14 protein-coding genes are annotated in these 14,835 nt (G+C 65.7%); 5 read left to right on the top strand and 9 right to left on the bottom strand.

Annotated elements, in window-relative coordinates; genetic code table 11:
- Positions 1–28: 28 nt before the first annotated feature.
- From Q0982_RS21340 to Q0982_RS21310, 7 genes are all read right to left on the bottom strand, one after another.
- A complete protein-coding gene (locus Q0982_RS21340) occupies positions 29–1,048 on the bottom strand; it encodes a hypothetical protein (RefSeq protein WP_299399521.1) in 1,020 nt (339 codons plus the stop codon).
- Between the two features lie 281 nt (positions 1,049–1,329).
- Positions 1,330–1,758, bottom strand: a complete 429-nt coding sequence (locus tag Q0982_RS21335) for a hypothetical protein (protein WP_299399518.1) — start codon at positions 1,756–1,758, stop codon at positions 1,330–1,332.
- A 983-nt stretch (positions 1,759–2,741) separates the two neighbouring features.
- Positions 2,742–3,245, bottom strand: coding sequence for a hypothetical protein (locus Q0982_RS21330; RefSeq protein WP_299399516.1), 504 nt, complete (start codon positions 3,243–3,245; stop codon positions 2,742–2,744).
- A 70-nt stretch (positions 3,246–3,315) separates the two neighbouring features.
- Positions 3,316–4,911, bottom strand: coding sequence for a lysine--tRNA ligase (locus Q0982_RS21325; protein ID WP_299399513.1), 1,596 nt, complete (start codon positions 4,909–4,911; stop codon positions 3,316–3,318).
- Positions 4,912–4,998: 87 nt separating this feature from the next.
- Complete coding sequence (locus Q0982_RS21320) at positions 4,999–5,475, bottom strand: periplasmic heavy metal sensor (protein ID WP_299399510.1); 477 nt, start codon at positions 5,473–5,475, stop codon at positions 4,999–5,001.
- An 8-nt stretch (positions 5,476–5,483) separates the two neighbouring features.
- Positions 5,484–5,930, bottom strand: coding sequence for a hypothetical protein (locus tag Q0982_RS21315; RefSeq protein ID WP_299399507.1), 447 nt, complete (start codon positions 5,928–5,930; stop codon positions 5,484–5,486).
- 231 nt (positions 5,931–6,161) lie between these two features.
- Entirely contained in the window at positions 6,162–6,725 is a 564-nt protein-coding gene (locus Q0982_RS21310) for an RNA polymerase sigma factor (protein ID WP_299399504.1), read from the bottom strand.
- A 143-nt stretch (positions 6,726–6,868) separates the two neighbouring features.
- On the opposite strand from Q0982_RS21310, the gene Q0982_RS21305 reads away from it, so the two are divergent.
- Positions 6,869–9,772, top strand: a complete 2,904-nt coding sequence (locus Q0982_RS21305) for an ATP-dependent DNA helicase (protein ID WP_299399501.1) — start codon at positions 6,869–6,871, stop codon at positions 9,770–9,772.
- A 17-nt stretch (positions 9,773–9,789) separates the two neighbouring features.
- Here Q0982_RS21305 and Q0982_RS21300 read toward each other — a convergent pair whose 3' ends face one another.
- Positions 9,790–10,329 carry a PAS domain-containing protein gene (locus tag Q0982_RS21300; RefSeq protein WP_299399498.1) on the bottom strand — a complete coding sequence of 180 codons (540 nt, stop codon included), beginning with the start codon at positions 10,327–10,329 and terminating at the stop codon, positions 9,790–9,792.
- 67 nt (positions 10,330–10,396) lie between these two features.
- Here Q0982_RS21300 and Q0982_RS21295 point away from each other — a divergent pair, with 67 nt between their 5' ends.
- The 3 genes from Q0982_RS21295 to Q0982_RS21285 all read left to right on the top strand — a co-directional run bounded on the left by Q0982_RS21295 (position 10,397) and on the right by Q0982_RS21285 (position 13,342).
- Complete coding sequence (locus Q0982_RS21295; protein ID WP_322097083.1) at positions 10,397–11,005, top strand: MarR family transcriptional regulator; 609 nt, start codon at positions 10,397–10,399, stop codon at positions 11,003–11,005.
- A gap of 247 nt (positions 11,006–11,252) precedes the next feature.
- The gene (locus Q0982_RS21290; protein ID WP_299399495.1) at positions 11,253–11,834 is read left to right on the top strand and encodes a DUF4166 domain-containing protein; all 582 of its coding nucleotides are present in this window, start codon (positions 11,253–11,255) and stop codon (positions 11,832–11,834) included.
- Positions 11,831–13,342, top strand: a complete 1,512-nt coding sequence (locus tag Q0982_RS21285; protein WP_299399492.1) for a TIGR01777 family oxidoreductase — start codon at positions 11,831–11,833, stop codon at positions 13,340–13,342. The genes Q0982_RS21290 and Q0982_RS21285 overlap by 4 nt, the downstream gene beginning before the upstream one ends.
- A 58-nt stretch (positions 13,343–13,400) precedes the next feature.
- Here the strand turns inward: Q0982_RS21285 and Q0982_RS21280 are convergent, their stop codons facing one another.
- The gene (locus Q0982_RS21280) at positions 13,401–14,375 is read right to left on the bottom strand and encodes an AEC family transporter (protein ID WP_299399489.1); all 975 of its coding nucleotides are present in this window, start codon (positions 14,373–14,375) and stop codon (positions 13,401–13,403) included.
- A 185-nt stretch (positions 14,376–14,560) separates the two neighbouring features.
- Between Q0982_RS21280 and Q0982_RS21275 the strand changes: the two genes are divergently transcribed.
- The coding region (locus tag Q0982_RS21275) for a tellurite resistance TerB family protein (protein ID WP_299399486.1) at positions 14,561–14,835 on the top strand (275 nt) is incomplete at its 3' end.

Here is a 14,835-nt window from a genome sequence, read left to right as displayed (position 1 = left end):
CCGAGACCTCTTGCCGCTAGCACCCAAATTACCGATTCCTGAGCTTCGGTGGTGGCGTCCTGGGCACCTTCTTGCGCCCTTCGGGCCAGTTTACCGTCACGGACACCTTCTTGGGTTCGTTCTCACCTGCGATCTTCCAGAAGGCCGCAGTACCATCGACCTTGGACGTATCGCCTATTGGTTTCGCTACGTTAGCAAACACGTGCGCCTGAGCCATCAGCTTTCCACGACCTTCGACATACTCCGACTTTAGAGTCATGCCTTTCCAACGCGGCTTCAATGGCTTTCCATCGTTGCCTACTCTTACCTCGAGACCCGTTACGCCAGTTGCAGCCAGATGCTCAATGATAAACCCCGGCATGTATTCAGTACCATCCTCTATGCCGTACGGCGTCACTTCTCCGGTACCGACCGGCAGCAAGTGGCCAACAACACACTCTGGACTAATGTACTCACTATTCTGCGCTGCATCGCTGTTCGCGCTAGAGATCTGACGCATAACGTCAACATGGTCTTGCTGACGGTCCCGAATCAGAGAACGTAGATGAGAGCGAGTATCCTTCTCTAAGGCGTCGCGCATACCGAAGACGAACAGATGCGGTTCCTTTGGCTTGAGGCCGGTTCTAACAAGTCTACGCCTAGGCCCGTTCGACAGTAGTCCGCCAAACTTCTCAAAACTCGAAAGACAAATGGCAAAAGGGCGCTTCCCATGAAAGCCGCATATACAGATCGTCAGTTTTCTATCGCGATCCGAGAAATCACGCAGCCATGTGTCACTACTGGTCAGACGATCCACGAAGTCGTCAACGCTTTCGTCCCAATTGCCTGCATTGACGTTCTTCACAATCCAGCGATCCACCTTAAATCCACTCGATGTTTGGGCGATGCCAGAGAACGAGACAAGTGCGTTCCAATCATAGCGCCCGACCGGAATAAGCTTCTGGACCGTTACATCGGTGATGCTTCTTTTCTCACGTCGATAGGTCAGGCGAAAATCGCCGCTCAGATAAACAGCCTGCCGCGATGTCAGTAGGAGATTCAGCGTCACGTTCGTTTGTCCGGCATAGTCAAACTCTGAACAGCAGAGTTGGTTCGTTGTCTCATCAGTCCTCGCAGATCAATGACACATGAACCGAAATCCGTCGGCGAGCCACTCAATGCAATTTGCCGTTCCTGAGCCCAATGCAGTTTCTAGATCTCCAGAATCCACCTTGGTTGAGACTGAGGCTGATAGTGGCATTCCTCCTCGTCTGCGATCTTGTGTGGAAGGGGCGCTGGTTAGGAGATCAATCCCCAGGCCACAGGGCCAATGTCGCCAGAGCTGCGCGCCTACTGCCGATAGCGTTTGGGTGGCTGGGGGTTGTTGGCGGGGTTGGTGTCGTGCTTGGAGAGATGGGTGACGATGGCGCCGCCGACGAGCGGCTGCAGGTCGCTTTCCAGGGCCTCGGCCAGATCGCGGGCGTAGACCTCCGCCCCGCCGACATAGAGGGTGAAGGCCTTGATGTACTTGGCTTCCTTGGCCGGGTTCTCGATGGTCGCCTTGGTCCAGGCGTAGAGCGGATAGTTCTCGGTGCCCTTCGCCTCGGCCTCGGCCACGTAGCCGGCAAAGGCGTCGAACTGGCAACTGAGCTTGGCGTCGTGCTTGCGCAGGACCGCGGCCAGCGGCGCCAGCGCCGGGTCGTCCGGATCGCGCCGCGCCACGGGCGCAACCGCATCGTCGAGCGTGATGCGGATCTGATAGTCCCAGGTTTCGCTCACCGCGAACCTCCTCTGTGCAAGTGCCGCGGACCGCGGCTTCTTTCTCCTATTTCGGCGCCTGCCCGGTCACAGTCAATACCCGCGGGGCGCAGTCAACAGAGGCGCAGTCAACAGAGGCGCAGTCAACAGAGGCGCAGCCTAGGCCTACGCCGCGGCGACGCCTCCGGTAAAGCAGGCCCAGTCATGGGGCCAGGGCGCGCGCGCAAGCGACCTCGGCGCTTGTGGCTGCCGTGGTTCAGCCGCTGGAATGACACCAGATGTCGGCCCCTTGTACTTCCACGTCGCAGAGCCGCCAGGAGCGGCCTTCAATCAAGCACGAGCCCTATGTTATTCTTCCCTTTGGCACAAGAATTATGGACTGCCGGTCTCCCCTGCCTGGGCGGCACTGAGCCGACGGCGGGACTGACCAAAAACTTCGGTGCAACCGTTCCATAGAAGTGTTTCTCGGCGGCGGAGCTGCGCGATGCGTCATTGGTTCTCTGCAGTTTGCCTAGTCGTTTCAGTGCTCGCCAGCACTCCGGGCGCGGCACAGCAGGAGTCCCCTGAAGCCTGCTTCTGCCTTGCGGATGGTTCCGATCAGATTCAATACGTTTGTGAGCGCCAGGAATTCGGGACCTACCACTTGTGGAGGGCCCTCTGTCACTACGTCCTGCCGGATGGAAGCCTCGAGGCGGCACCAGCAATTCTCATCATTTCGGAATGGAAGGTGGTTCGACGCGAGCACCCTGGTTGCGCATGCGAGCTTACAGCGTCGAAGGAGGACGACGCGAGCCGCGGAAGGTAGCCGGGAAACGGCGCCGGAGCCGGGTTCGTCATCCAACGCGTTCGGACCGGTTTCGTCACGCTCGGGCTCGTCCCGCGCACCTGTGCCCGGTTTCGGCGCGGAGCAATGCCGTCGGTTCTTGTATGGCCGATAGATGGACCCTCGGAACAAGTCCGAGGGTGACGATCAAGACGACAACGCAGTTCTATACTAAGGCCAGTCAGTTCCCTTGAACCACACGGATCAACCAAGCGCCCAACACTTCGTCTTCGTCCGGATCGTCATATCCCTCGACGTAAACGACCTCGGTCCCGGCCAAATCGATATCGCCGTCAACCACCAACTCTTTGTGTCCGCTTCCCTCGAAAGGAGCGGGCTCGAAAGCTTCCTCGGTCTTTGCCAAGCAAACATAGACATACGGTGGCGCTGGATTCTGTCGCCCCAGAAGCCACTCTTCGTCAATGCACAAGAAGGGCTCGGAAACAGAGAGCGTGGCCACGAACTTGCGCTGCTCCGACCAGTGCTTCAAGAGATCCAGGCCGAGCTGAACGCCCAGTTCAATCGTCGTTGGGTCAAGGGCATGAGGGTCGTAGTCGTGGCCCGCGTACTCAAGAACGTGTCGGTCGGCGTAGTAAACCTGATCATCGTCCCTGACGAAGTGGTTGACGGTATCCATGAGATCATTCTCAGCCAAAGCCCGTTGTTTCAGCTTCTCGTAGTCCATCACCCGCCTCGGCTGCTTTCGATCGCCCTTCCCAATCGAACACGGGATAGCGCGTAACCAACCTTCCGGCTCACGATCCCGTCAGGCTCTGGCCTTCCAGCGCCTGGTCGATCAGCGCCAGGCTTTCCTGCAGGCCGTAGAGCGCCATGAAGGAGCCCATGCGCGGGCCCTGGTCCTGGCCCAGCAGGATCTCATAGAGCGCCTTGAACCAGTCGCGCAGGTTCTCGAAGCCGTGCTCCTTGCCGACGGCGTAGACCTCGGCCTGGATGGTCTCGCCGTCCGCCTCCCCGTCCGCCTCTGCCGGCAGCGCGCGCAGCCGCCCGGCCAGATCGGCCAGGGCCTTGCGCTCCTTGTCGTCGGGCGCGCGGTAGCGCTTGGAGGGCTTCACGAAGTCCTTGTAGTAGCGCAGCGCAAAGCCGACCAGATGATCGAGGAAGGCATCGCTCTCCGGCGAGGCTTCCGGCGCGTAGCGGGAGATGAAGCCCCAAAGCACCGCCGGGTCCTCGGTGTTGCAGACGCTGGCCAGGTTCAGAAGCATGGCGAAGCTGAGCTTGGTGCCAGGCAGCGGCGGCTGGCCGCCGTGGATATGCCAGACCGGGTTTTCCAGGCGCTTCTCGTCCTGGCCGTTGTAGGACTGCAGGTGCGAGAGATAGTCGTCGACCGCGCGCGGGATGACGTCGAAGTAGAGCCGCTTGGCCGCCCGCGGCTTCTGGAACATGAACAGCGAGAGCGATTCCTGCGGGCCGTAGGTCAACCACTCCTCGGCCGAGAGGCCATTGCCCTTGGACTTGGAGATCTTCTTCGCTTCTTCGTCGAGGAAGAGCTCGTAGGTGAAGCCCTCCGGCGGGCGGGCGCCGAGGATGCGGCAGATCTGGCCGCCCAGCTTCACCGAGTCGATCAGGTCCTTGCCGGACATCTCGTAATCGACGTCCAGCGCGTACCAGCGCATCGCCCAGTCCGCCTTCCATTGCAGCTTGCAGCGCCCGCCGGTCACCGGCGTCTCCACCCTACTGCCGTCCTCGTCCTGATAGACGATGGTGCCGGATTCCGGGTCGGTCTCCAGCACCGGCACCTGCAGCACCCGTCCGGTTTTGGTGCAGATCGGCAGGAAGGGGCTGTAGGTCTCGCGCCGCTCCGGCCCCAGGGTGGGCAGCACCACGTTCTTCACCTTGTCGTAGTGGCGCAGCACCTGCAGCAGCGCCGAGTCGAAGCGGCCGGCGGTGTAGAGCTCGGTCGAGGACTGGAAGTCGTAGTCGAAGCCGAAGGCATCGAGGAAGCCGCGCAGGCGCGCGTTGTTGTGGTGCCCGAAGCTTTCGTGGGTGCCGAAGGGATCGGGGATCCGGGTCAGCGGCTTGCCCAGGTGTTCGGCCACCATCTCCTTGTTGGGGATGTTGTCCGGCACCTTGCGCAGGCCGTCCATGTCGTCCGAAAAACAGAACAGCTTGGTCGGAATGTCGCTCAGGCGCTGAAAGGCCTGGCGCACCATGGTGGTGCGCGCCACCTCGCCGAAGGTGCCGATGTGGGGCAGGCCCGAGGGACCGTATCCGGTCTCGAAGAGGGCATAGCCCTTTTCCGGCGTCTTGCCGCCCAGGCGCTTCACCACACGCCGTGCCTCTTCGAAGGGCCAGGCGCGCGCGCCCTCGGCCAGTTCCCGCTCGTTTGCCATGAGATGTCTCGTCTAACCTGAACGCCGGATGGCGCTGCCGGGGCAAGCGCCTTTCGCTCCGGAACCTAGGCGGCAGTCAGGCGGGCGTCAACGCTGCTCCCGCTGCGGCCAGAGCAGCCTGCGCAGGAAGCCCCGGTCCTGGGCGCGCTCGAGAAAGGCCGCCTTCTGCTCCGGCGAGAGCGTGGCGAGATAGCCGTGCAGGTCCTCGGTGGTGTCCAGCACCACCGTGCCCATGCGCGCGCGGCGCTCTTCCATCTGCTGCAGCAGGCCGTCCCGGTCGAAGACCGGCTTGGCGAGTTCCGTCAGCAGCAGGGCGCGAAAGCTGCCGCCGTTGCCGCCGGCGGCCTCGCGCCGCTCGGCGGTGCGCTGGCGCAGCGCTTCGAGGCCGGCGACCTGCGCGGCGCTGAGGTCCAGGTCCTCGGCGGCGGCCGCCACCGGGTCCGCCACGGCGGCATCGGAAGGCTCAGGCGCCCCCATGAGCTGGGGATAGAGCAGACCTGCCAGAAAAAAGAGGTTCACAGCCACCGAGGCAGCCAGCAGGAACCACAGAGGTTTCTTGCCCATGACCGCCCCTAGATGAAGTCATCGAAGGTGAGAGGGCCGGGACCCCGCTCATCGGCCTGGACGCTGGCCTCCTGCAGCAGGATGCGCTCGGACTGGTAGCGGCCCAGCTCGAAGGCGCCGGCGCAGGCCAGAACCACCGTGAGCACGGCAAAGGCCGGCACTGCCGGGCGCAGCCAGCCGGCGAAGACGCCGCTCCATGGCGGAACCGCGGTTTTGCGTTCGGCCCCACTTTTGCTTTGGGCCTCACTTTTGCGTTGGGAGGACGCCCGCAAGGCCTTGGCGCGGGCGACCATGGAGGCCGGCGGCGCTTCCAGTGACGTCTCGGGACTCTCCGCCAGAGCCTGGCGCAGGTCGAACAGTTGGTCGAGCAGCACCGGGTCCGCCATCATGCGGGCTTCCAGGGCTTCGGCCTCCGGCCCGTCCAGCCGGCCGTCCAGATAGGCGGCCAACAGCATGGGATCGGGTTCCGGAAGCTCTATCGAACCGGGGCTGTCTCCGGAATCCGCTGCAGAATTCGCTGCCGGCCAGGATTCGCGGGCCTTCTGCCAGAGCTGGGCGCCCTCTTTTGTTGCGCCCTCATCTGTTGGGCCGTTTTTCGTTCTTTCGTCCGTCATGGTTTCAGTCTTTTCTTCCCCTTACAGGTCACACCCCTGACCTATGTCCGTTATACGGGCAATCCCGGGCCGTTATCCCCCATCGCGCCCCTCCGCCATGTCGATTTCCGCCTGAAAATGCGCCCTCAGCTTCACCAATGCCTTGTGGTGCATGGAGCGCACCGTCTGCGGGTCGACCCCCATCACCGCACCGGCCTCCGCCGGGGTCATGTCGCGGCGATAGAGCAGCTCCAGAACCAGGGCCTGGCGCGGCGAGATCACCCCCTCGGGGATCTTCACCCGCTCCGGCAGTACCGGGTCCACCGACAGCACCGTCTCCGGCTGCGCCTCCAGGTCTTCCGTGCGCCTCTTCAGCCGGCGCAGATGGTCGATGGCCGCGGAGTTCGCCACCACCGTCAGCCAGGTTGTCATCTTGGCCCGGCCGGCATCGTAGCGGCGCAGCAGGGCGAAGTCGTTGCGGCAGAGGCGCAGGAAAACGTCCTGCGCCACGTCCTCCGCGTCGGCATTGCGCCCGGCAGCGATCAAACGCCGACGCACCGCGGCGAAGATCACCCCGGCATGACGCTCCACGAAGCGGTTCCAGGCCTGCTTGTCCCCCGCCAGCAGGGCGGAAAGATCCGCCCCTTCGTCAGCCACGCAGCTCTGCTTGGCCGCCCCCACGCGGCCCCGATCGATCCCTCACCATGGCGCCAGCATAGCGCAAGCGCCACCGCGAGGCATCGTGGTAAGGCCAAGGCACCAAGGCCGGCTCCCAAGAGCGGGGCGCCAAGAGCGGACAAATGCCACACGCCGCATGGCGCCGCCGCCCGGCGGCGGCTATAGTCCGGCGCATGGGTTCCCCCTCCGTTCCACCCCAGGCAAAGGCCGATTCTGCACCGGCTCCGGCACCGCTGAGGCTGCCGGCGGCCCCGGTTCTGCTGGCCGCACCCGGCCGCGTGGTCTGGATCGACCGGGACGGCGAAGTCCTGAGCCTTTCCGCCGCCGAGGCGGCACGGCGCGCCCGCAGCGACCCTCCGATCGTCTGCCATGGACCGGGGCTGGCGCGGCGCCTGGCCTGCGATCCCTTTCCCGCCTTTGACCTGCTGGAACTCTATGCCTTCGTACGGCCCGCCAGCTTCTGCCCGCCCAGCCCCTACGGCCTGGCCGCGGTGCTGGGATTTCCGAAGCCGGGCGAGCCCGAGGCAGCCGCGGCACTGCTGCCGCAGGCAGCCGCGGCCCTGCTGCAGGAACTGGCGGCGCGCGGCACCTCTTCTTCCAGCGGGGACCGGGACGCCCCCGGCATCGCCTGGACCATGGCCCAGGCCGGCTGGCCCTGGGGGCCTTTCGTCGTCGCCGCGCTGGGCTATGGCGAGGGGGGCAGCACCCTGCCCCGGCGCAGTCTGGGTCTGCGGGTCTGGGAACGCCTGCCGGACTGGGAGGAACGGGCGCCACGCGGGGCGCCGGGCAGCCGGCCGGTGCTGCCGGAGGAAAGCCGCGCCCGTCTGGCCGAGGTTCTGAGCCAGATGACCGCGGCGGAGGCCGAGCCGCGCCCGCAGCAGGCCGACTATGCCGCCGCGGTGAGCGCCGCCTTTGCGCCCCGCATCACCGAGGGCGAACCCCAGGTGGTGCTGGCCGAGGCCGGCACCGGCACCGGCAAGACCCTGGGCTACCTGGCGCCGGCCAGCCTCTGGGCCGAGCGCAACGATGCGGCCGCCTGGATTTCCACCTACACCCGCAACCTGCAGGGCCAGGTGGACGAGGAACTGGCAGCGCTCTATCCGGAGCCGCGCGAGAAGGCCGCCAAGGTGGTGATCCGCAAGGGGCGGGAAAACTACCTCTGTCTGTTGAACCTTGCCGAGGCGGTGGGCCAGCTTCCGGGACGCCCGCAGGATGCGGTGGTCCTCGGCCTCATGGCGCGCTGGGCGCTGCGGACGCGCAACGGCGACATGGTGGGCGGCGACTTTCCCGGCTGGTTCGTCGACCTCTTCGGGCCGGCGCGCACTCTGGGGCTCGCAGACCGCCGCGGCGAGTGCATCTATTCCGCCTGCCAGCACTACAAGAAATGCTTCATCGAGCGTTCGGTGCGCAGCGCCCGCCAGGCCGACATCGTCATTGCCAACCACGCTCTGGTGATGATCCAGGCCGCCATGGGCGGCGGCGACGACGGACAACTGCCCAGCCGCTATGTCTTCGACGAAGGCCATCACCTCTTCGAGGCGGCGGACAGCGCCTTTGCCGCCCATCTGAGCGGCCTCGAGACGCGCGAGCTGCGCCGCTGGCTGCTGGGCGCCGAGGGCGGACGCAGAGGCGCCGGCGGGGCCAGCCGGATGCGCGGCCTGCGCCGCCGGCTGGAGGATCTGCTGGGCGCCGACGAGGCGGCCGTGAACGCCCTTGAGCGGGCGCTTGCGGCTGCAAAGGTGCTGGCCGGGGAAGGCTGGCGGCAGAGAGTCGAAGAACAGCGGCCGCAGGGCGCCTGCGAGGCTTTTCTGGCCGTGGCCGCGCAACAGGTTCTCGCCCGTGCCAGTGGCCGGGATCAGCCCTACAGCCTGGAGGCACCGGCACAGCCGCCTCTCGAAGGCCTGCTGACCGCCGCCGAGAGCCTGGCCGCCGATCTGGGTGACCTTGCCGCGCCCCTGAAGGAGCTGCGGCGCCTCTTGCTGGCGCGCCTGGACGACGAGTCCGAATCCCTGGACAGCGACAGCCGGCGCCGCATCGAGGCCGCAGCCCGCGGACTGGAGAGCCGCGCCCTGCTGCCGCTGGCGGCCTGGCGCGACATGCTGCGCGCACTGGCCGCGGATACGCCGCCGGAGTTCTGCGACTGGCTGGCCATCGAGCGCATCGACGGGCGCACCCTCGACATCGGCCTCTACCGACACTGGATTGACCCCAGCCGCCCCCTTGCCGAGAGTCTCGACCGCTCCGCCCACGGCCTGCTCATCACCTCTGCCACCCTGGCCGACCAGAGCTTCGCCGAAGCGAGCCGCAGCGAAGCCGAGACCGGCAGCGCCGAGGAGCCGCCGGTCTGGCGCGCCGCCGACGCGCGCCTGGGCATCGCCCATATGGCCGCCCGGGTCTCGCGGGTCAGCCTGCCGTCGCCCTTCGACTACGCCCGCCAGACCCGCGTCTTCATTGTCCACGACCTGAAACGCGGCGACCTGACCCAGTTGGCCGCAGCCTACCGCGCGCTCTTTCTCGCTGCCGGCGGCGGGGCGCTGGGCCTCTTCACCGCCATCGCGCGTCTGCGCGCCGTACAGAGTCGCCTCGCCCCCGCGTTGGCCGAGGCGGGGCTGCCGCTTTACAGCCAGCACGTCGACGGCCTGGATACCGGAACGCTCGTCGACATCTTCCGCGCCGAGGAGGAGTCCTGTCTGCTCGGCACCGACGCGGTGCGCGACGGCGTCGACGTGCCGGGCCGCTCGCTGCGGCTCATCGCCTTCGACCGCGTGCCCTGGCCCAGGCCGGACATCATCCACAAGGCGCGCCGCAGCGTCTTCGGCGGGCGCGCCTATGATGAACAGCTCACGCGCCTGAAGCTGCGCCAGGCTTACGGGCGCCTGATCCGACGCGCCGACGACCACGGCGTCTTCGTACTGCTCGACCCGCTGCCCTCGCGCCTCCTGGACGCCTTTCCGGAAACGGTCACCGCCGCACGCGTCGGGCTTGCGGAGGCGGTGGCGGGGGTGAAGGACTTCCTCGGAACCTGACGGCCAGGTCAGGGCAATCACACCGGCTTGCCGTAGACCCTGATGACGTCCAGGAACTCGTGCAGGTCGTTCTGTTTCGCGCTGTCCACCATCATCAGCATGGTGACGCTCTCGCCGTCGGCGGAGAGCGGGAGGATGATGCGCGCGTAGGAGCGCTGCTTGATGTTGGTCTGCAGGGCCAGGACGTGGGCCAGCGGGCCGCGGCTTTCCACCGCGGCGCAGTATTGCTCGTAGACCATCTGACCGTAAGCCGGCGGGCTGAGGTCGCGCGGACGCAGGCTGGTCAGGTTGTAGCCATGGACATCGCAGATACCTGTCCCGCTTAAACGGTAAAGGAAGTCAAGGCCGCCACCTTGCGCCCGCAAGACGTCGGCCAGCATGACCCGCGGCAGCAGCTCCGTGATCTCGGTCGGATCAATATCTTCGCGCCTTGGCGCAAAGCGCGCGCAGCACTTGCCGCGCCAGTAAACCAGCGCCTGCACCAGGTCCGGATAGAGCGCCAAACCGCTGTCCAGGTCCAACCCGGCGGCACGAATGTCCTTCAGGACCTCTTCCATCGGTCGATTGTCGGACCCTCTGGGCCGTCGCACAAGGCGTCAAGCGGGGAGCCGCCTTGACGGAGCCATGGTCAGCGCATATATTTCTGTCATGACAGAAATTACAGAAAATCAAGTAGGGCTGCCGCCGGCCGTCGAGCGTTTTATCCTGCATTGGGGCGACATGGGCGGCCAGTGGGGCGTCAACCGTTCGGTGGCCCAGATCCATGCGCTGCTCTATCTCAGCGAGCGTCCCCTGCCCGCCGAAGAGATCGCCCAGCAGCTGGGCATCGCGCGTTCCAATGTCTCCACGTCCTTGAAGGAACTGCTGGGCTGGCGCCTGATCGAGCGGGTTCCGATGCCGGGCGACCGCCGCGACCACTTCCGGGCCGAGGCGGATATCTGGGAAATCGTCACCCGCATTTCCCAGGTCCGCAAAGAACGTGAGATCGATCCGGCTGCCCAGGTGTTGCGCCGCTGTCTGGAAGATGCGGAGGGCGACCCTCGGATCAGTCCTCTCGCGATGAAACGGCTTGCGGCAATGATGGAGTTCATCGAGATGGTCGACCGCTGGTACGGCCAGATGATCCGGCTTCCGAAAACTCAGGCGATGACTCTGCTGAAGATGGGCAACCGCATCGTCAGCTACCTGGTGCCGGGTGAGAGGAACAGCGCTGCGAAAGGCAGGAAAGGATAAAAAATTTGTCGCGTAAATTCTGTCATATCAGAAACAACTGAAAGAGCAGATGGCGATGAGAGAAGCGTGCAGCCAGGAACCGGGCGTTAAGGCGGTCCAGCCTGGGGCTGCGTTGCCTGGGGCCGTGTCGCCTGGGGCGGCGTTGCAGGACCACGCAACGCGACGGCCGGCGGCGCCTGAACCGCTGGGAGACCTTCGCTACCGCACTTTGATGGGCACGCAAGCCTGGGAGGGGTTGTCCCCTGACGTGCGCCGCCGCTTCAGCCATCGCCTTGCCGGCGGCAAGAGCGTGGTCTACAGCGGCCAGATCCTCGAAACCCGTCTCAACCTGTTCGGCCGGCTGTTGGTGACGGCGGCACGATTGATCGGTGCGCCCTTCCCTCTGCGCTGCTACGCCGCCGGGGAACCGACAGTCGTGACAGTGACCGAGGACAGAACAAGCCAGGGGCAGTTCTGGACCCGGCTCTACGGTTGGGCCGGCGGCTTCCCGCAGATCGTGCACAGCTCCAAGCGTTTTGCGGGACCGACGGGATTGGAAGAATATGTCGGCCGCGGGGTCGGCGTGGCTCTCAGTCTGCATGCCGTCGAGGGCGCATTGGTGTTTCGCAGCGCCGGCTATTTCTTCTCGGTCTTCGGGCTGCGTCTCTTCCTGCCGAAACAGCTCAGCCCGGGCGCGCTGGAGGCGATCCACCGCGACCTCGGCGCCCATCGCTTTCACTTTACGCTGACCCTCACCCATCCCTGGCTCGGATGCCTGCTGCATCAGACCGCCTTGTTTCACGACTCCAATGACGTCCCGTCGGGGGGCGGGGAGGAGGGACACAGATGATTGCGGATCCCCTGCTCTACACCCTGATCGCCATTCAGATGGCCCTCGGCCTTGCCGATACGGTCTTTCACCACGAGCTCACGCAGCGGCTTGCCTGGCGCACGACGCAGGCGCTGGAACTGCGTCTGCACGGCCTGCGCAACCTTCTCTATGCGCTCCTGTTTCTGGTCTTCGCCTGGCTGGAGCCGCACGGGTTGTGGGCGCTCGCCGTAATCGCAATCCTTGCGGCTGAGATCATCATCACACTCTGGGACTTCATCGAGGAGGACCGCAGCCGCAGTCTGCCGGCAACGGAGCGTGTTCTGCACACCGTCATGGCTGTGAACTTCGGCGCCATTCTGGTCCTGCTGCTGCCCCCCCTGGTTGCCTGGGCCGCATCGCCCAGCGGCCTGCACCCTGCTTCACACGGGCTCTTGAGCGTAGTCCTGAGCGTGGCGGTGCCAGGACTGCTCGTCTTCGCGCTGCGCGACCTGGTGGCTGCGCGCAAGCTGCAGCGCATGAAAGCCACCGCGGAAGACCACCTGCCGGCCGCGCCCGGACCCCGGCGGCACTTCCTGGTAACCGGCGCGACAGGATTCATCGGCAGCCGCCTGGTCGCGGCCTTGGTTGCCGGCGGACACCGGGTGACGATCCTGACCCGCAACGCCCGCCGGGCCGCCAAACTGCCGACGCCGCTGACAGTGGTCACCGACCTCGCCGAGATCGATTCATCCGAGCGCATCGACGCGATCGTCCATCTCGCAGGGGAACCTGTTGCCTCCGGCCTTTGGACCGACGTCAAGAAACGCCGCATCCTGCAGTCCCGTATCGAAGGCACGCGCAGCGTTGTCGGACTGGTTGCGCGCCTGCATCGCAAGCCCGAGGTCCTGGTGAGCGCCTCGGCCATCGGCTGGTACGGCCTGCGGGGGGACGAGGTGCTCAGCGAGAGCGACGACAACCGCCCCTGCTTTACGCAGGAGGTTTGCTCCGCCTGGGAGCGTGAAGCCCTGAAGGCGAGAGCGCACGGCCTGCGGGTGGTGCGCCTGCGCATCGGCCTCGTGCTCGGGCACCAGGGCGGCCTGTTGGCCAGCCTGCTGCCCTCTTTCGAGTTTGGGCTTGGCGCCCGACTCGGCGACGGCCGCCAGTGGATGTCGTGGATCGAACGCGACGATCTCGTGCGTCTGATCCTGCACGCGATCGATGATCGCAGCCTGGCCGGTGTTGTGAACGGGACGGCACCCAACCCCGTGCGCAATCGGGAGTTCACCAAGGCCCTGGGCCGCACGCTTCGGCGGCCGACCGTTCTGAGCGCACCGGCACGCCCGCTGACGCTGTTCCTGGGCGATTTCGCACGAGAGGTGTTGCTCGCCGGCCAGCGGGTCATCCCCGCAAAGGCGCAGGCGCACGGCTTCCGCTTCCACTATCCGCATCTGGAGGATGCCCTGCGCAAGGCCCTCGCCCTGCCAGCGGCGGGCGAAGCTCCCCGGCAGCACCCCCTGCACGACGCCAAGCCGCAGCAGGGCGGCTGAACTGCGGCGGCTGAGCTGCGGCGGCTGAGCTACGGCGGTTGATCGGCCGCGGCGTCAGCTATCCGATCCCCAGGTAGACAAAGAGCGCGGAGAGCGTCGCCAGCGAGACGACGGTGGAGATCATGATGACGGCGGTGGAGCGCTGGATGTAGATGCCGTATTGCTGGGCAAGGACGAAGACCAGGGCGCCGGTGGGCAGGGCCGACTGGATGAGGGCCCCCGCCGCCCAGATCGGATCCATGGTGAAGACCTGGAAGGCAAGCCACCAGGTCACCAGGGGCTGCACGGCAAGCTTCAGCAGCACCAGCCAGCCGACCTCCGTCATGCCGGCGGTGAAGGACTTGCCGACCATGAAGAGGCCGATGGCGAAGAGCGCGCAGGGGCCGGCGGCGGCGCCCAGGATATCGCAGAAGGTGGCCAGGGCCTGGGGAATCGGCAGGCCGAGGGCGGACACGCCGAGGCCGAGCGCGGCGGAGATCACCAGCGGCGAGCGCAGGATGCCGCCCAGCACGCCGCGCAGAACCGTCACCGCCCCCTTGCCCTGGTGCACGTCCAGTTCCAGGAGCGCGATGCCGAGGGCCATGATCACCGCGCCGTTCAAAATGGTGGTGATGATGGCCGGCAGCATTCCGGCTTCCCCGAAGGCCAGCATCAGGAGCGGGATGCCCATGTAGCCGGTGTTCGAGAAGATGGCCGAGAGGCCGCCCAGCCCAAGAGCGCCCAGGCGGTTGGGAAAGGCAAAGCGCGCCACCACGAAGGCGAGGACGAAGGTGAAGGCCACGCCGCCGCCGTAGGCCGCCAGGAACGGCAGGTTGAAGACCTGATCCAGGGACACCCGGGCCATGGAGATGAAGAACAGGGCCGGCAGGGCGATGAAGTAGACGAAGCGGTTCAACGCCTCGCTGCTCTCGTTCCCGAGAATGCGGAACCGCCCGGCCAGATAGCCGGCGAGCATGATACCGAAGACCGGAAAGACAACGTTCAGGATGGGCCCCATGGCGCGGACCTTGCCGCTGCGCCCGGGGCTTGCCAAGCGCTAAAACCGCCAGTCTGCCCCGCAGGCGTTGCAGGCTTGACCTCGCCGCTGCCGCCTGACTAGTCTTCGCCGCCGCCGGAGCCGGTTCGTCTGAACCGGTATCGGTTCGCCGCAAAAGTCCGTTCCGCCTCAGAACGCCGTCATCCCGGTTCCGCACAGCAGAGAGCAAGAAGCGAAGCGCAATGTCCGATCATCACACGGCCCTCGTCTACACCATGGTTCTCGTCTCCGCCGCAGACCGGGATATGACCGACTCTGAACTGCTGACCATCGGCGATACGGTGAAACACCTGCCGGTCTTTTCAGACTATGATCTGAACGAGCTGCCGAAAGCGGCCCAGGCCTGCGCCGAGATGCTGGGGCAGGAGAATGGCCTGGAGGCGGTCCTGGGCTTCATCACCGGGCACCTGCCGAGCAAGCTTTCCGAGACGGCCTATGCCATCGCCCTGGACGTGGC

The organism is Pelagibius sp., from assembly GCF_028281305.1.
Taxonomy (GTDB): Bacteria; Pseudomonadota; Alphaproteobacteria; order Kiloniellales; family Kiloniellaceae; genus Pelagibius.
This window is presented reverse-complemented; position numbering and strand designations above follow the sequence as displayed.